Annotated in this window: 17 protein-coding genes; 8 read left to right on the top strand and 9 right to left on the bottom strand. The window is 53.4% G+C overall.

From position 1 onward, the window contains the following. Positions 1-203 precede the first annotated feature (203 nt). From purE to TALK_RS17475, 3 genes are all read left to right on the top strand, one after another. Complete coding sequence (gene purE, locus TALK_RS17485) at positions 204-704, top strand: 5-(carboxyamino)imidazole ribonucleotide mutase (RefSeq protein WP_085620436.1); 501 nt, start codon at positions 204-206, stop codon at positions 702-704. A 108-nt stretch (positions 705-812) separates the two neighbouring features. Continuing rightward, positions 813-1,901 carry a 5-(carboxyamino)imidazole ribonucleotide synthase gene (locus TALK_RS17480; RefSeq protein ID WP_085620435.1) on the top strand — a complete coding sequence of 363 codons (1,089 nt, stop codon included), beginning with the start codon at positions 813-815 and terminating at the stop codon, positions 1,899-1,901. Positions 1,902-2,069: 168 nt separating this feature from the next. Next, entirely contained in the window at positions 2,070-2,717 is a 648-nt protein-coding gene (locus TALK_RS17475) for a thermonuclease family protein (protein WP_085620434.1), read from the top strand. A gap of 87 nt (positions 2,718-2,804) precedes the next feature. Here the strand turns inward: TALK_RS17475 and TALK_RS17470 are convergent, their stop codons facing one another. Continuing rightward, entirely contained in the window at positions 2,805-3,500 is a 696-nt protein-coding gene (locus TALK_RS17470) for a COQ9 family protein (RefSeq protein ID WP_085620433.1), read from the bottom strand. Beyond that, positions 3,501-4,094 (bottom strand): peptide deformylase, encoded by a 594-nt coding sequence (gene def, locus TALK_RS17465; RefSeq protein ID WP_085620432.1) that lies wholly within the window; start codon positions 4,092-4,094, stop codon positions 3,501-3,503. A gap of 257 nt (positions 4,095-4,351) precedes the next feature. Here def and rpsU point away from each other — a divergent pair, with 257 nt between their 5' ends. Then, positions 4,352-4,555: a 30S ribosomal protein S21 gene (gene rpsU, locus TALK_RS17460; RefSeq protein WP_007091098.1), complete on the top strand. Its 204-nt coding sequence runs from the start codon at positions 4,352-4,354 to the stop codon at positions 4,553-4,555. Positions 4,556-4,778: 223 nt separating this feature from the next. After that, positions 4,779-5,315: a flavin reductase family protein gene (locus TALK_RS17455; protein WP_085620431.1), complete on the top strand. Its 537-nt coding sequence runs from the start codon at positions 4,779-4,781 to the stop codon at positions 5,313-5,315. Positions 5,316-5,376: 61 nt separating this feature from the next. Here the strand turns inward: TALK_RS17455 and TALK_RS17450 are convergent, their stop codons facing one another. The 5 genes from TALK_RS17450 to TALK_RS17430 form a co-directional block, all read right to left on the bottom strand. Beyond that, on the bottom strand, positions 5,377-5,928 hold the full coding sequence (locus TALK_RS17450; RefSeq protein ID WP_169715065.1) for a GNAT family N-acetyltransferase: 552 nt from the start codon (positions 5,926-5,928) through the stop codon (positions 5,377-5,379). A gap of 114 nt (positions 5,929-6,042) precedes the next feature. Further along, positions 6,043-7,443 (bottom strand): NAD(P)(+) transhydrogenase (Re/Si-specific) subunit beta, encoded by a 1,401-nt coding sequence (locus TALK_RS17445; RefSeq protein WP_085620429.1) that lies wholly within the window; start codon positions 7,441-7,443, stop codon positions 6,043-6,045. Between the two features lie 12 nt (positions 7,444-7,455). Next, positions 7,456-7,887, bottom strand: coding sequence for an NAD(P) transhydrogenase subunit alpha part 2 (locus TALK_RS17440; protein ID WP_085620428.1), 432 nt, complete (start codon positions 7,885-7,887; stop codon positions 7,456-7,458). After that, complete coding sequence (locus tag TALK_RS17435; protein ID WP_085620427.1) at positions 7,880-9,043, bottom strand: Re/Si-specific NAD(P)(+) transhydrogenase subunit alpha; 1,164 nt, start codon at positions 9,041-9,043, stop codon at positions 7,880-7,882. The genes TALK_RS17440 and TALK_RS17435 overlap by 8 nt, the downstream gene beginning before the upstream one ends. Before the next feature lie 801 nt (positions 9,044-9,844). Next, the gene (locus tag TALK_RS17430) at positions 9,845-10,342 is read right to left on the bottom strand and encodes a hypothetical protein (RefSeq protein WP_085620426.1); all 498 of its coding nucleotides are present in this window, start codon (positions 10,340-10,342) and stop codon (positions 9,845-9,847) included. A 193-nt stretch (positions 10,343-10,535) separates the two neighbouring features. Here TALK_RS17430 and TALK_RS17425 point away from each other — a divergent pair, with 193 nt between their 5' ends. After that, complete coding sequence (locus TALK_RS17425; RefSeq protein ID WP_211274841.1) at positions 10,536-10,979, top strand: MarR family winged helix-turn-helix transcriptional regulator; 444 nt, start codon at positions 10,536-10,538, stop codon at positions 10,977-10,979. A gap of 41 nt (positions 10,980-11,020) precedes the next feature. Here TALK_RS17425 and TALK_RS17420 read toward each other — a convergent pair whose 3' ends face one another. Both TALK_RS17420 and TALK_RS17415 read right to left on the bottom strand, forming a co-directional pair. Continuing rightward, a complete protein-coding gene (locus tag TALK_RS17420) occupies positions 11,021-12,397 on the bottom strand; it encodes an ABC1 kinase family protein (RefSeq protein ID WP_085620424.1) in 1,377 nt (458 codons plus the stop codon). A gap of 1 nt (position 12,398) precedes the next feature. Then, the gene (locus TALK_RS17415) at positions 12,399-14,174 is read right to left on the bottom strand and encodes a M3 family oligoendopeptidase (protein ID WP_085620423.1); all 1,776 of its coding nucleotides are present in this window, start codon (positions 14,172-14,174) and stop codon (positions 12,399-12,401) included. 224 nt (positions 14,175-14,398) lie between these two features. Between TALK_RS17415 and TALK_RS22155 the strand changes: the two genes are divergently transcribed. Further along, a complete protein-coding gene (locus TALK_RS22155; RefSeq protein ID WP_169715064.1) occupies positions 14,399-14,551 on the top strand; it encodes a hypothetical protein in 153 nt (50 codons plus the stop codon). A 62-nt stretch (positions 14,552-14,613) separates the two neighbouring features. Continuing rightward, the gene (locus TALK_RS17410; protein WP_085620422.1) at positions 14,614-16,434 is read left to right on the top strand and encodes an AMP-dependent synthetase/ligase; all 1,821 of its coding nucleotides are present in this window, start codon (positions 14,614-14,616) and stop codon (positions 16,432-16,434) included. Positions 16,435-16,436: the final 2 nt, after the last annotated feature.

Genomic DNA, 16,436 nt, shown 5'->3' with positions numbered 1-16,436 from the left:
AAAGTAACTATATTTCATCTTGTTTTTCAATTGGCAGTAAGGGTAGGCCAGTTATACTCATAGGTAATCCCCCTTTGGATCAAAGGCCTGCGCGAACGGGACGGAAACCGGCACCGTTCTGAACCACAGGCAGGCTTGCATGATCACCCTTCCTGCCTATAATGCGGGCCTTCTGATAACGTGCGACAAACGGAGCCGCCAGCATGAGCGATCAACGCCCGGTCATCGGCATTATCATGGGAAGCCAGTCCGACTGGGAAACCATGAAAAATGCAGCAGATGTCCTCGATGCGCTGCAAGTCCCTTACGAAACCAAAATTGTATCAGCTCATCGCACCCCGGATCGCCTGTATGACTATGCCAAAACCGCAAAGTCGCGCGGCCTTAAGGTGATTATCGCCGGTGCCGGTGGTGCGGCCCATCTGCCCGGCATGGCCGCCGCCATGACGCCACTTCCGGTTCTGGGCGTGCCGGTTCAAAGCCGCACGCTTAAGGGTCTTGATAGTTTGCTGTCGATTGTGCAAATGCCCGGCGGCGTTCCGGTTGGCACCCTTGCGATTGGGGCGGCCGGGGCAAAGAATGCCGGTTTGATGGCGGCCGGGATCATGGCGTTGATGGATGATGCGCTCGCAGGTCGGCTTGACGACTGGCGCACCCAACAAACCAATGCGGTTGCCGAAGAACCGGTTGATCCCGCCCCGTAACATGAATTTAAGCGCGCCCGAAACAGGCGCGTTTTTCTTTGGCATCACACAGCTCACAGATGGTCGGTGCCCGTCCCGCTTGGGAACGTGAAGAATTTCGAGGAATAAATGACGCAGGATTTCGCGACGCGTATCATCGCACCGGGCAGCACCATTGGCATCATGGGCAATGGCCAGTTGGGCCGAATGGCCGCCCTTTGCGCCGCCGAGCTTGGATATAAAGTCCATGTCTTTGGCCCGGGTGCGAACAGCCCGACCGAACAGGTTTGCGCCAAGGCCACCATTGCCGATTACACCGATCTTGAGGCGTTGCGCGCCTTTGCAGCCGATGTTGATGTTGTCACGTTTGAATTTGAAAACGTCCCGCATGACAGCGTCAAACTGCTGTCGGAACTGGTGCCGGTACGTCCGGGCTGGAAATGCCTGCATTTGTCGCAAAACCGCCTGCGCGAAAAAACATTCTGCAATGAAAACGGGATTGGCACGGCACCTTTTGCCGCTGTTCGCTCTCTTACCGACCTTGAAGCCGCTGTTGCCAAACTTGGTCGCCCGGCGGTTCTAAAAACCACCGAAATGGGCTATGACGGCAAGGGACAAGTGAAAATCACCCCTGATACCGATCTGGCTGATGCCTGGGCGGAAATGAACGGGGCCGAAGCCATCCTTGAAGGCTTTATCGCGTTCGAACGCGAAATTTCCGTCATCGTCGCGCGCGGTGTTAAGGGCGACACGGCCTGTTTCTGCCCGGTCGAAAATGTGCATACCAATCATATCCTTGATGTCACCATCGCCCCGGCGCTGATTTCTGCCGAACTTTCCCAAAAGGCCGAGGATATCGCGACCCGTTTGGTCGGTGCCATGGAATTTGTCGGGCTATTGGCCGTCGAGATGTTTGTCACCAGCGACGGTGCGGTTCTGGTCAACGAAGTTGCCCCCCGCCCGCATAATTCCGGGCATTGGACGATTGATGCCTGCATCACCAGCCAGTTCGAACAGTTCATTCGCGCAGTTTGCGGCCTGCCACTGGGCAATCCGGCACATCATTCACAGGCACGAATGAAAAACCTTTTGGGCCATGACATTGATGACTGGCAGGCAATTTTGGCCGAGCCGGATGCAAAACTGCATCTTTACGGCAAGGCAGAAGCCAAACCGGGCCGCAAGATGGGCCATATTACCTGGGTCCTGCCCAAGTAACACCGGATACTGCCAACAACACACAAAATTCAATGCCCCGAACCATCCCGGTTCCGGGGCATTTTTCGTTATAAGCCAACCACTTGGCAGCACAGGCAGTTTCTGCCCGTCAAACTGGCACTGCGCTTGCTGTTATCCAGACAGGAAACTTTGTTCGGGTAACACGCGATGAAAAAACTTATTCTTGTCCTTATGATTGCAACCGGCCTTGCATCTCTGCAGGCGGCGCAAAACACCGCCTCTGCGGCACCAGGCGCCGCAGGATTCCCTGACGTCTTGCAAGGCGACAAACTGCGGTTTGGCAATATGATTGTCGAACTGTTTGGCATTCGCGCCCCGCGACCGGGCATGATCTGCCGGGCGGGCAGTGTTGAATTTCAATGCGGCAATGCCGCGATGCAGGCACTTGACCGCATCATTGATAATTATGCCATCGCCTGCCAACAGGTTTCCGATGTGCAGCTTTTCCCGATGCTGACCGAATGCCATATGGGCCAAAGCGATATCAACCGCCTGCTGTTGCGCGCCGGTTGGGCAATTGTCGATATGAACAGCTGTGACAGCAATCCAAGCTGCCAGACATATCTAAGCGATCAGGCCCACGCCAGGAACAACCGTAACGGCATGTGGATGGGCGACCTGCCCTATGAACTGGTGGCCCTTGCCGCCAAGCCCAAACGTGAAGATTTCAGCCGCAATGACGAAAACACTGAAACGCTGCGGGCGATCAGCAGCCCGTTCCATGTCGATCTTGCCAGCGAACATCGCCGCGCCAACGAGCCAAAGCCGACATTGCTGAGTTTCCTGATGCAATAACCGTCTTTGCGTGCTCAATTCCCGTTTCCAATGCAAAACGCCGCCCGGTTGGGCGGCGTTTATTGTTTCAGGCCGGTTTAGGTCCGATCAGGCGCCGAACTGGCGTCGCACCCGGCCCGGTGTCGGCGCACATTGCACAATCTTTGCCCCCAGCTTGAACGGGGCAACGGCAACTTTGCCAAGCTTTTTCACCTGTCCGGTAATTTTGGGGATTTGCATGACATTGCCAATGCGACGATCCAGAAACGCCCAGCTGTCAACATGCCCATCGGATTTATCGTCCAGCCAATAAGCCAGCGTTGATCCATAAACCCCGGCCAGCAACATCCGCTTGGTGTACCAGTTATGGTCTGTGGATGTATCACCCGCCGCAATCCACATCTTGTCCACCGTCCCATGCGTCAGCTTAAGCCCAAGCGGCACGTTTTGCGGCAACACCATAAAGGCAAGGGCCGCACGCACCGTATCCTTTTCATGTTCGACCAATGACAAACGGGTTTTGACAGCCGTCGCAATCCGTTCCCGGATTTTCATTGATGGCAGATCAAGCGTATCAAGTTTTGCAACCATCTTGCGATCTGTCATCCCGACATAGGTACTGATTGCCTGACCAATGCCACCGGGCAGCAACCGATCAACCTCTCCCACCGCAAGATCAAGGTCTTCGGCACCGCTTCGAAGGGCGGTCTTGGTCCAGCCATCAAACGGCACATGTTCAAGTGCCGCGGCGACCAATGCCTCGCGCTGATCACGCAGACGGTTCATGCTTTCGGAAACGGTCATTTATGCCTCCTCGCTTTCGTCATCAGCGGCGGTATCATCGGTTGATTCTGCCTGCCGCAAGGGCGTCTCGGGCGGGTTCTCGCGCAATTCCTCGGCAAACCCCAACAATGTCATGTCTTCCATACGTTCAGGATACATCACCCCGATCAAATGGTCATATTCGTGTTGAACCACGCGGGCATGGAACCCACCGGCAATACGTTCGATTTCATTGCCCTTCTCATCCAACCCGCGATACCGGATTTTGTTCCAGCGCGGCACAACGCCCTGAAGGCCCGGAATGCTTAAACAACCTTCCCAACCATCAACAACCTCGTCGCCAATCGCTTCGATTGTCGGGTTCACCAAAACGCTCAGCGGAATGTCCCCATCATCGGGATCGTCACTTTTGCGAAAAGACGGCACGTGAAACACCATAATCGCCTTGGATTGAAACACCTGAGGCGCGGCAAGGCCGACACCACCGGCATCTTTCATCGTCTCCTTCATATCAGCGATCAATCGCTGAATTTCCGGATCAAGCGGATTTTCGACACGGGCGCTAACCTTGCGCAAAACCGGGTGCCCCATTCGGGCAATCTTTAAAATAGACATCAGAATTTTTGACCCAAACCACCGTCACTTCAACACATACCCTAATCATATAGCGCCATGACCCAGATTGCGCCAGCATCAAGCTGGTTTGCATGACCGCCTTTATGAACGTAATGCGCGAGTATCACCGTTCCCTCTTTTCTTTTGTACGGCTTTGCCCTATATAAAGTCCCACGGCCTTATGGGTCGCACTACCAACCGGGGGGCATTCTGCCTTGACCGGGTGTTTTTGTTTTTTTGAAAGGAGCGTGGTTTCCGTGCAGGTAATCGTTCGCGACAACAATGTCGATCAGGCTCTGAAAGCGCTTAAGAAAAAGATGCAGCGCGAGGGCATTTTTCGTGAGATGAAGCTTCGTCGTCACTTTGAAAAGCCGTCGGAGAAGAAAGCTCGCGAAGGGGCGGAAGCAGTCCGTCGTTCCCGCAAGCTGGAGCGTAAGCGCATCGAGCGCGAAGGCTTCTAGTCTTTTTCACTTTCGGGGTTCCTCGAACGTGATACTGCACGATCGGTTTTAGTTCGCTAAAATCGGACCCGTGCGCCAAGCCCGCCTCGGAGCAATCCGGGCGGGTTTGGTTTTTCTGCCCTGCCCCTTCGCCGCCACGGCGTCAATATCATATATCAATTTCAACCAAGACGATTTTTGATACCCTCCTGGCCAAAGCAAATCAAAAGCCGGAGGACGCCCCATGCAGCCCGAACCCTATCCGCTTGAAAAAGTCTATCAGTTGATCGAACCGGGACCGGTGGTATTACTGACCACCGCCGATGACGGCCAGAACAATGTCATGACCATGTCCTGGCACATGATGGTCGAATTCACCCCGCCGATGATTGCCTGCGTGGTCAGTGCTGGCGACCACAGCTATGAAGCTCTGCACAAGACAGGCGAATGCGTGATCGCCATTCCATCCGTGGAAATGGCCGAAGCCGTGGTTGGCATTGGCAATTGTTCGGGCCGCGAAACAGACAAGTTTGCAACTTTCAACCTAACCCCTGCCCCGGCCAGGAACGTTTGCGCCCCCCTGATCACCCAGTGTTTCGCCAATCTGGAATGTCAGGTCCGTGATACCCGCATGGTCAAGGACTACAACATCTTCGTGCTCGAAGTCGTTCACGCATGGCGCGACCCGATGCAAAAAACGCCGCGCACGATCCATCATTGCGGATACGGCAATTTCACAGTTGATGGCGAGGTTATCACCTTAAAATCGGATATGCCTTAAAGCCAGATCCGCATCGGAGCAAACCGGGCAGGTTGGTTTTTTGCCCGATAATCAGGACATATCATATTTCGAAATCTTCCCGGGTGATTTCGAAATATCTGCACAACTCCTCGCGATCCCGTGCAGAGGAATAATCCGTACGTGTTTCACCTTCACGCATTCCCCAGGATCGCATCACCCCAAATGATGCTTCATTTTCAAGCTGGGCACCTGCCTCAATAACGGCGAGTTCAAACAAGCGGAACCCCGTCTGCAAAAAGGCCGCGCCAATTTCCCGAAAATATCCTTTTCCCTGAAACGGCTGACCAAGCCAATACCCCACAACACCGCGATCAGGATTCGCAGCATAACGATAAAGCGACACCCACCCGATAAAATCACCGGTTCGCTTTTCAACAACCGCCAGCGGCAAAGCTTCGCCGTCCAATGCTTTCTGTCGGCTATCTTCTATCCGCTTAAGTGCCATTTCACGCGTATAAGGTATCTTCCATGATGCCAACCAACGGCTAATGTCTGACGTCATCAAGGCTGCAATAGCATCGGCGTCCGTTTCCTCGACACACCGCAAGATCAGTCGTTCAGTCTCAATCCGGACATCAATTAAAGATGGCATTTCAGACCTCGGCACATATGGCAGTTTGTTACCCATCCTAAAATGATTTCGGAAGGCCAAACAACAAAAAGGGCGACCAATGGCCGCCCTTTTTGTCCGAACTGTAATATTCGATCAGTTATCGAGATGCATGACGATTTCTTCGCACATCTTTTTGGCGTCCCCAAACAGCATCATCGTGTTGTCCTTAAAGAACAACTCGTTCTGAATACCAGCGTAACCCGCCGACATCGAACGTTTGATGAACAGCACCGTTTTGGCCTTTTCGACCTCAAGGATCGGCATACCAAAGATCGGTGATGACGGGTCGGTTTTGGCCGCCGGGTTGGTGATATCATTGGCACCAATCACAAAAGCCACATCCGCAGTGCCGAAATCACGGTTGATTTCGTCCATTTCAAGCACGTCGTCATAGGGCACATTGGCCTCGGCCAACAGCACGTTCATATGGCCCGGCATACGTCCGGCCACCGGGTGGATGGCATAGCGAACGTTGACACCTTCGGCCTTAAGAATATCACCCATTTCACGAAGCGCATGCTGTGCCTGTGCCACCGCCATGCCATAACCCGGCACGATAATGACGCTGGATGCATTCTTCATGATAAAGGCCGCATCATCGCTGGAGCCTGATTTGGCCGTCCGATCGCCATCGCTGCCAAGGGTCGCTGCCGCGGCCCCCGCATCGGTTCCGAAACCGCCAAAGATGACGTTAAAGATCGATCGGTTCATGCCCTTGCACATGATGTAGGACAGGATCGCCCCCGACGCGCCCACCAGCGCACCGGTAATGATCAATGCGTTGTTCTGAAGCGTAAAGCCGATGCCACATGCTGCCCACCCCGAATAGGAGTTCAGCATCGAGACAACAACCGGCATATCCGCCCCGCCAATCGGAATGATCAGGGTAATACCCAGCACAAGTGCCAGTGCAACCAGTATCCAGAACGCCATATGGCTTTCAGTTGTGACAACAATAATGCCAAACACCAAAATACCGATGGCAATCGCAAGGTTAAGCATATGTTGCCCGGTAAAGCGCACCGGGGTTCCCGAAACAATGCCCTGCAGTTTACCAAAGGCCACCAGCGAACCGGTGAAGGTAATCGCCCCAATGGCAACGCCAAGGCCCATTTCAATCAGGCTGGCCACGCCAATATTACCCGCCGTGCCAATGCCATAGGCACCCGGCGAATAAAGCGCCGCGCTGGCGACAAATACCGCCGCCAATCCAACCAGCGAGTGAAACGCCGCAACAAGCTGTGGCAGCGCTGTCATCTTGATCTTAAGTGCGATGACTGTACCAATCGCACCGCCGAGCAAAATACCGACAATAATGGTGGTGTATGACACGACTTCGGGCGATGCCAAGGTGGTCAGAATGGCAATCGCCATCCCCACCATGCCAAGGATATTCCCGTTACGTGCCGTTTCCGGTGAAGACAAACCGCGCAGCGACAAAATGAAGCAGACGGACGCCACCAGATACAGAAAAGCCGACAGGTTTTCCGACATTGTGTGTTCCCCCTACTTCTTTTTCTTAAACATGTGCAGCATGCGCTGCGCCACGATGAAACCGCCAAAGATGTTGACCGATGCCAGCACCACGGCAAGGAAACCCATGACCTTGGACAGGTTCATTTCAATCGGGCCAGCCGCCAAAAGCGCACCAACAATAATCACCGATGAAATGGCATTGGTCACCGCCATCAACGGCGAATGAAGGGCGGGGGTAACTTTCCACACAACGTAATAGCCAACAAAGCAGGCCAGAACAAACACCGTCAGGCCAAGCACCGTCGGGCTAACACCGCTTGTATGGACAACCGTGGTTGCGCTCGTTGCCATATCACCAGCCTGATGGGCCAGATTATCGGCAAGCTTTGCGGCCTTTTCGGCCAGCCCCAGGGCTGCATCGCGCAGCTCGTTTGCATTCTGGGTTACGGATTGATCAGCCATTTGCCACCTCCTCGCCACCGAATTTCGGATGAACAACCTTGCCATCACAGGTCAGCATGGTTTCGGCAATAATCTGGTCTTTTGGATCAAAGACCAGCGTGCCCTTATCCTTGTCGACCGACAGCGTGATGAAGTTCAAAAGGTTCTTGGCATACATCGCGGTCGCGTCGGTGGCGACGGAACTTGTGATGTTTTCCGGGCCAATAATTTTAACACCATTGGCCGTGACAATTGTTTCGCCAAGTTTCGCCCCGGCAACATTGCCGCCACGTTCCGCCGCAAGATCGATAATCACCGATCCCGGCTTCATGCCCGCCACCATATCGGCAGTGACGATTTGCGGCGCAGGTCGGCCCGGAATCAGGGCCGTGGTAATCACGATATCGGTTTTGGCCAAAACGTCTTTAAGCTTGGCAGCCTGTTTGGCCTTGTACTCATCCGACATTTCCTTGGCGTAACCACCAGATGTTTCACCATCGGCAGCATCGTCTTCGTCGACTTCGATAAAGGTCCCGCCAAGGGATTGCACTTGTTCCTTAACAGCCGGGCGCACATCAAACGCGGACACCACCGCACCAAGACGCTTGGCCGTTGCGATGGCCTGAAGCCCGGCAACACCAGCGCCGACAATAACAATACGGGCGGGCGGCAAGGTCCCGGCGGCCGTCATCATCATCGGATAAATCCGGCCAAATTCATGGGCGGCATCAATAACCGACCGATAACCGGCCAGATTGGATTGCGACGACAGAACATCCATCGACTGTGCGCGTGAAATACGCGGCATCAGTTCCATGGCAAAGGACGAAACTCCCGCCGCCGCCATTTTTTCAATAAGATCCTTGCGATCATAGGGATCCAGCAAGGCAATAACGGCTGCACCCTTTTTATAGGCGGCAAGCTCGTCGGTTTTGCCATCCACGACCGGCGGGCGCACCTTCAGGATGACATCGGCATCCTTGACGGTGGCTTTCATCGTTTTGACGATTGTCGCCCCGGCATCGGCAAAGCGATCATCCGGTATGGCGGCATCTGTTCCGGCACCAGCTTCGATTGCAACGTCAAACCCCAGACCAATCAATTTCTTGACGGTGTCTGGCGTGACGGCAACGCGCTTTTCCCCGGGCCATATTTCCTTTGGAACGGCCAGTTTCATCGCGTTCAACCTCCTTCCCTAAACATCATGAATAAGCACGGTATTTTTGTTTTTATCGTTTTTATACAACGTGATCCATATCTGGCACGCAACGCACCAGATTGGCCACGATACCCCTTGCCCGGGAAGAAAAAAGGCGGTTCTTCCGCTTTAACAGAAGAAACCGCCCGCTTTCCCACCACGCACTCCAAGGCCGCAAAGCCTTGGTAACAAGTCAGGTCCCACCCGCCACTGGTGCTCAGGACAAACAATCAATGACGCCCTGCCTTGTCTGCGCTGAATGCAAGATGCGATTTCTTCCCGGCTTCGACAATATCAAAAACCGATAAAAAATCAGTTTAACTTAATTTAAGTTCACATCACATCAATGTAATCATGTGTGACTTTCCGCACAGATTATTTCCATCCGGTAACAGGTCCTGATCCTGACAAGATAGAATTAGGCCATTGATTTGCGATAGTTTCCCCTATTTTCAGCCATCGTGAAAAGTTAACTTTAATTGACAAACACACCCATAGGTTTTCACCAAATCAACCATGAGGCAAGCAGGGAAAATGAAAAAATCGCTTGTTGCCGGACTTGTGCCAGACAAACAATGCCCGCCGAAATCAGGAATTGCATCCTCTTTCGCGCGCGCTGCTACTCGCATCTGATAAATACAGGTCGGACGATTCGGTTTCGACGCCACAGGAACCAACCGTTTATCAGATTGCAGATTGCACCTTGCCCCGATCAATCGGGCTGCGCGAAACAAAGGCATATGTCACGCAGCCTGCATATCGAGAACAGGTTGGCCGATATCAATTCGACAAAAAAACAAATCCAAGCAATTCATTCTCGTCAACACCGGAACGGATCGACAAATCATAAATCGATTGGTTGCTGCTTGCGGTAACGCCGTGCCCTGCAAGCTTTCGGATCAGGTCATCCGAACTGATCTGACTTACCGCCGCCAATGCAGACAAGGGTGCATAAACCAGTGCCTCCTCAATCGGGCGCTCCAATTGCGGGCCGGTTACCATTCCCCAGGAAAAACAGGATGCCATAAAAGCGACACCAAAGACCACCACACAGGCCTTGCCCCAGCCGGATTTCAGGCGATTTTTGAAGGGTCGAAAATTGATGACAATATGCGCCACGGCTCCGATGACAAAGAACCAGGACAGCCATTGATGGACGACGGCTGTAAGTCCTTCTTCAAATTCAAAAAACAAAAGAATTCCCGTTCCCGACATCAACAGAAAGGAGCCGATTGTGAGTTGCGTCGCCCAACTGCGTAAGGAAAGAAATTTCTGCATTATGTCATCCGATATGTAACGGGTCGCATCGTGGTGGTTCCGGCTTGGTCTGCGTAAAAAGACCAAGAATTCCACCACAAATTCCCATGGCATCGCCACCATGCGCCATGCAATAGTGCGTGTATTATTCACATAAATTGGGGAACACTTCGTGTCAACGAAAAGCGTGCAAAATACACATATTAAAAAACAGATGAGAACCCTTCACACCGCCCTGATCGATATCATCAGCGTCATGAACCGCCCGCAACGCGACGAACACATGATGAATGAAGCAGGCATCACGCTGGATCGCGCCCTGTTCCCGTTACTGGTCGTTATTGAAAAACTGGGTCCGATCGGGGTTGTTGATTTGGCCGACCGGGTTGGCCGTGACCACACCACCGTCAGCAGACAGGTCGCCAAACTTGAAAGCCTCGACCTGATCAAACGCGAACCGGGGCAAACCGATAAACGCGTCCGGCATGCAATCATCGCCCCCCTCGGCAAGAAAATGACCGACGCCATAGATCAGGCGCGTGAACGGCTTGGTCTGGCAATATTTGAAGAATGGGACCAACAAGATATCGACAATCTGGCACGGCTGATGCGCAAATTTGCCGATGCAATTCAGGACGCCCCCAAACGTCATGCATAACAATGCGACCAGAAGATTGCGTTTATAAGCGCAAGGGATAATCAGTCTTCGGGGCGGACCAACCCCACAGATTGCAGGGCCGTTTCCTGATTACGCGCAAGCTTATCAACATCAAAACCACCGACCAGATCATTGAAAATCTGATACCAGTTCAGATGCGCATCAAGACGCAGGAACACTGCGCCAAGCCCAACGGCCGCCCGGTCCACCAGAACAAACTCACGCGGCGGCTTGACGCCACCGACACGGCGCAGTTCCCGATGAACTTTCCCGGCAACTTCTGCGCCATAGGCCACCGAATTGGTTTCATCCATTCGGCGTTCCCGATCATCAAGGATCGGGCCATAAACAAAGCCAGCCCAGATGTTCAGAACATCAATCAGTTCCCGTGATGGATTATCAAAGCCCCAGCTTTGATAGGCAAAAACCGCCTTATCCTCGTCCTTGTCACGAAGCGCCTCGTACAACGTAATCACGGCATTGACGAAGGTGGGTGTAAAGATCCTGATACAGCCAAAATCAAGCAGATTAACCGTACCATCATCGCGGAGCGAATAGTTGCCAAGATGCGGATCACCATGGATCACACCATAGCGATAAAACGGCACATACCACGCCCGGAACATATTCAGCGCCACCTGATTGCGCGCTTGCTGATCGGGATTTCCATCAAGAAAGTTCTGGAATTTCTGGCCCGTTTGCCAAGTCATGGTCAACAGACGCTTGGTCGTCAATTCTGCAACCGGTTCGGGCACATGCACGCAATCCTCGGCCGCCAGCATATGACGATAAAGCCCCATATTTTGGGCTTCGCGTTCGTAATCAAGTTCCTCGCGCAGGCGAGCACTCAGTTCCAACTGGATATTTTCGGCATCAATCGCGCTGTCATAACGGCGATAAATCGCAAAGGCAGCACGTAGTTGTTTAAGGTCAGCCTCGACCGTTGCTGACATATCTGGATATTGCAGTTTGCAGGCGACATCGCGCCCATCCAAAAGCGTCGCACGGTGAACCTGCCCCAGTGATGCCGCCGCCACCGCATCATGGCTAAACTCAGCAAAGCGGGATTGCCACCCCGCGCCAAGTTCGCTGCGCATGCGACGTTTGACAAACAACCACCCCATGCTGGGCGCATCGGCCTGAAGGGTGGCAAGGGCCTGGGTGTATTCCTTGGGCAAAGCATCGGGGATGGTCGACAGAATTTGCGCGACCTTCATCAACGGGCCCTTAAGCCCGCCAAGCGCGGATGTTAGCTCGGCGGCGTATTTTGCATGATCAATATCGCCGCCGAACATTTTTCCTGTGGCAAGGCGCGCGGCCAGTTTCCCGGCCGACGCCCCCACCTTGGCATAACGACGAACCCGCCCGCCGAAACGATTTTCTTCCGAAGGGGCGGTGTAATCGTCGTCATCGCTCATCTTAGGAAAGCTCCTCCAACTCGTCGATCATGCGTTTGATCATGTTCAAACCGCGTTGCCAGAATGCCGGGTCGGACGCATCCAAACCAAACGGCGCCAGTAATTCCTGATGCCGCTTGGTGCCGCCCGCTTTCAGCATATCGAAATATTTCTGCGAGAAGCCGTCTTCGGCATTTTCGTAAACGTCATACAGTGAATTTACGAGGCAATCGCCAAACGCATAGGCATAGACATAAAACGGCGAGTGGATGAAATGCGGGATATAGGACCAGTAATATTTATACTCGTCCTCGTATTTAATCGCATCGCCCAGACTTTCATGTTGTACGGCGATCCAGATCTCGCCGATCTCATCAACCGTCAATTCACCTTCACGGCGTTTCTCATGAACGCGTTTTTCAAATTCAAAGAACGCAATCTGACGCACGACGGTGTTGAGCATATCCTCAACCTTGCCGGCCAACATGATGCGCTTCATCTTCGGATCAGTTTCCGCCCGCAACATCGACTGGAACGTCAGCATTTCCCCAAATACCGATGCGGTTTCGGCTAGGGTCAATGGCGTATCAGACAGGAAATAGCCCTGCTCGCCGGCCAAAACCTGATGCACGCCATGGCCAAGTTCATGGGCCAGCGTCATCACATCGCGGGTTTTGCCATGATAGTTCAGCAACAGATACGGATGCGCCGATGGCACCGTCGGATGGGCAAAGGCCCCCGATGATTTTCCGGCACGCGGCGGCACATCAATCCATGGATTATCAAAGAACTTCTGACCAACTTCCGCCAGTTCCGGCGAGAACTCACCATAGGCTTTCAGAACCGTGCTGCGCGCGGTTTCCCATGCGATATGACGGTCATCATCATCGGGCAGCGGTGCATTGCGATCCCAATAATCAAGCTGATCAACCCCAAACCATTTGGCTTTCAGGCGGTAATATCGATGCGACAGATCGGCATGGCTGCTTGCCACAGCGGAATTAAGCGCTTCGACCACTTCGTCTTCGACCTGATTGGACAGGTTGCGTGCCGAAACCGGGGTTGCAAATTTGCGCAACCGGTCGTCAATTTCCTTGTCCTTGGCCAGCGTATTGGTGATATGGGCCAGAAGTTTGATGTTCTTGCCCAGCACATCACCGATGGATTTGGCAGCCGCCTTGCGTTCCTCGACCTTGGTCGAAGACAGCATATTGGCGACATCGGACATCGTCAGGTCTTCACCGTTCAACGGGAAACGAAGATCGGCCATCGTCTGATCAAACAAACGCACCCAGGCACTTGATCCGGCAACGCGGCGCTCATGCAAAACCTGCTCGACCTCATCCGAAAGCTGATGCGGGCGAAACGCCCGGTTTTCATCCAACCACGGACGATAGCGACGCAGGGCTTCGCTTTCGTCATATTTCGCCGAAAGAACGTCTTCTTCAATGCGGTTGATTTCAAGCCCAAAGAACAGCGACAGGCTGGAAATGCTGGTCATTTCTTCCTGAACGGATTGATAGAACTGGCCAATGGCCGCGTCCGAGCCATCCCCGGCATACAGCAGCTGCGCAAACGAGCCGATCCGGCCGCACACTTCGCTAACGGCTTCGTATTCGGCAATTGCAGCGGCAAGTTCATCGCCCGAAAGACCGGCAAGCTTGCCCTGATAGGTTTTCTGGAAGGCATCAGAACGGGCTTTGGCATCATCAAGATCGCGCCGGATGGCCGGGTCTTTGGGATCGTTATAGAGATCGGTCAGATCCCAAGTCGGCAAATTCTTGTCGATCGCGTTCATTTGTCCTCCAGACAGTCAATAAGGCAATCGGACCTTTGCGGTCCCAAACACTCATGCCCGATATATGATGCCAAAGCCAGCTATGCCAGTGCAGATCACAGCTTTGCCATTATCAGCATACGAACCGGGCGAAATTTCAGATTAACAATAGCGGTTTGAACCCGGCTTGGGAAATCGCTAAGATCAATCAATATCAACGAATTTTTCCAATGATGTGACTTGCCATGCATTTGAACGCCCCGATCATCATTTTCCGGCTGCGCAACAACGCAATCCCTGATAACAAAAACGATCAGTCGAGCGTATCTGCGATGGAAAAGACAGTGCTTTTCGAAGCCACCGACAAGCATTACCATCACGGCCGGGCCTCGGCCTGAACAGTGACGCAAAGATCACTGTTTTAACGACAATAGAAACGACAACCAGGCAAGGAAGCGTCATGACGAAACTGCAGGATTATGCCGATTGGCAGAACTTGCCGTCGATGTTTTTCAAACAAGCTGAAAAATACGGGGATGCACCGTTCTTATGGACCAAGGACGGCGAGACGGGGGAATTTATTGCGACCAGTTGGAATGACGCCGCCGATCAGGTGCGCGCCCTGGCAAGGTCGCTTTACAAAATCGGTGTCCGCCCCGGCGACAGGGTTCTTCTGGTGTCGGAGAACCGCACCGAATGGGGTATTGCCGATCTGGCAATCATGTGTGTCGGCGCCTTAACGGTTCCGGCCTATACCACCAATACCGAACGCGATCATCTGCACGCGATCGAAGATAGCGGTGCGGGCATTGCCATTATTTCGACCAAAAAACTGGCCCAGCCATTTTTGCACGCTGCCCTTGATAGTGGTCGCTGCCGTCATGCAATCACGATGGAAGACTGGGGCCAAAGCTTTGTCGGCGATATCACCATCACCCGCTGGCAGGATGTGATTTCGCAGGGTCGCGGTCTGACCGATGATGTTGACGCCTGGGTTTCGGGCATTAAGCGCGATCAACTGGCCTGCCTGATTTATACATCGGGCACCGGCGGCGCGCCCAAGGGTGTGATGTTAAGCCATGGCGCGATCCTGTCAAACTGCATGGGGGCGTTTGACATCATCGAAACACTGGGCATCGAGGACGAAGTCTTCCTGTCTTTCCTGCCGCTGTCACATTCCTATGAACATACCGCCGGGCTTTACTTCCCCATGAGCATCGGCGCCCAAATCTATTACGCCGAAAGCATTGACAAGCTGGCCGCCAACCTGGCCGAAGTCCGCCCAACCATCATGACGGCCGTGCCGCGCCTTTATGAAATGCTTTATCAGCGTATGAGCCGCATGGTCGAAAAGGAAGGCGGCTTCAAGCAAAAGCTGTTTAACCTGACGCTCAAGCTTGGCCGCAAGACTTATGAAAAACAGCGTCTGACCCTGATCGAAAAAATCCAGAACCTGCTATGCGAAATTCTGCTGCGCCGAAAATTGCGCCAGCGTTTCGGGGGGCGGATCAAGGCAATGGTATCGGGTGGCGGGCCGCTAAACTACGAATTGGGCGTCTTGTTCGTATCGTGCGGCATTCGTGTCCTGCAAGGATACGGCCAAACCGAATTTTCCCCGGTGGTTTCGTGCAACCGTGCCGAAAACAACAAACTGCGTTCGGTCGGCCCGCCGATGGTCGGGGCCGAGGCCAAGATTGCCGAGGATGGCGAAATCCTGCTGCGTGGCGAAAGCATGATGAAAGGTTACTGGAACCTGCCCGAAGTCACCGCTGCCGCCATCATTGATGGCTGGTTGCATACCGGCGATATCGGCAAGTTCGACGAAGAAGGCAGCCTTGTCATCACAGACCGCAAAAAGGATATCATCGTCAATTCGGGGGGCGACAATATCTCGCCACAGCGGATCGAGGGGCTTCTGACCCTTGAGACCGAAATTTCCCAAGCCATGGTTTACGGCGATGATAAACCCTATCTGGTCGCGGTCTTGTGGCCGGACGAAGATTTCATGCGCGAGTTCGCCAAAGAAAACGGGATCGACAACAACATCGATGCCCTTGGCACCAACGAAGAATTCCGCAAGAAAATCCGATCTGCCATCGACATCGTCAATCGGCGCGTCTCAACGATTGAAAAAGTCCGAAGCTTTATCTTTGCCGAGACAGCGTTTTCAATCGATAACGAAATGCTGACCCCGTCGATGAAAATCCGTCGCCACAAAATCCGTGACGCTTATGGCGCGCAACTTAATGCGCTTTATCAGCGCAAGCGCAGCGGATCATAATC

It is taken from the genome of Thalassospira alkalitolerans (assembly GCF_002115745.1).
Lineage (GTDB): Bacteria > Pseudomonadota > Alphaproteobacteria > Rhodospirillales > Thalassospiraceae > Thalassospira > Thalassospira alkalitolerans.
The sequence above is the reverse complement of the archived record's forward strand: the minus strand, read 5'-3'. Positions and strand labels throughout refer to the sequence as shown.

Coding starts and splice junctions, on each gene's coding strand:
- purE (WP_085620436.1), top strand. CDS start 204: ATGAGCGATCAACGCCCGGTCATCGGCATTATCATGGGAAGCCAGTCC.
- TALK_RS17480 (WP_085620435.1), top strand. CDS start 813: ATGACGCAGGATTTCGCGACGCGTATCATCGCACCGGGCAGCACCATT.
- TALK_RS17475 (WP_085620434.1), top strand. CDS start 2,070: ATGAAAAAACTTATTCTTGTCCTTATGATTGCAACCGGCCTTGCATCT.
- TALK_RS17470 (WP_085620433.1), bottom strand. CDS start 3,500: ATGACCGTTTCCGAAAGCATGAACCGTCTGCGTGATCAGCGCGAGGCA.
- def (WP_085620432.1), bottom strand. CDS start 4,094: ATGTCTATTTTAAAGATTGCCCGAATGGGGCACCCGGTTTTGCGCAAG.
- TALK_RS17455 (WP_085620431.1), top strand. CDS start 4,779: ATGCAGCCCGAACCCTATCCGCTTGAAAAAGTCTATCAGTTGATCGAA.
- TALK_RS17450 (WP_169715065.1), bottom strand. CDS start 5,928: ATGCCATCTTTAATTGATGTCCGGATTGAGACTGAACGACTGATCTTG.
- TALK_RS17445 (WP_085620429.1), bottom strand. CDS start 7,443: ATGTCGGAAAACCTGTCGGCTTTTCTGTATCTGGTGGCGTCCGTCTGC.
- TALK_RS17440 (WP_085620428.1), bottom strand. CDS start 7,887: ATGGCTGATCAATCCGTAACCCAGAATGCAAACGAGCTGCGCGATGCA.
- TALK_RS17435 (WP_085620427.1), bottom strand. CDS start 9,043: ATGAAACTGGCCGTTCCAAAGGAAATATGGCCCGGGGAAAAGCGCGTT.
- TALK_RS17430 (WP_085620426.1), bottom strand. CDS start 10,342: ATGCAGAAATTTCTTTCCTTACGCAGTTGGGCGACGCAACTCACAATC.
- TALK_RS17425 (WP_211274841.1), top strand. CDS start 10,536: ATGAGAACCCTTCACACCGCCCTGATCGATATCATCAGCGTCATGAAC.
- TALK_RS17420 (WP_085620424.1), bottom strand. CDS start 12,397: ATGAGCGATGACGACGATTACACCGCCCCTTCGGAAGAAAATCGTTTC.
- TALK_RS17415 (WP_085620423.1), bottom strand. CDS start 14,174: ATGAACGCGATCGACAAGAATTTGCCGACTTGGGATCTGACCGATCTC.
- TALK_RS22155 (WP_169715064.1), top strand. CDS start 14,399: ATGCATTTGAACGCCCCGATCATCATTTTCCGGCTGCGCAACAACGCA.
- TALK_RS17410 (WP_085620422.1), top strand. CDS start 14,614: ATGACGAAACTGCAGGATTATGCCGATTGGCAGAACTTGCCGTCGATG.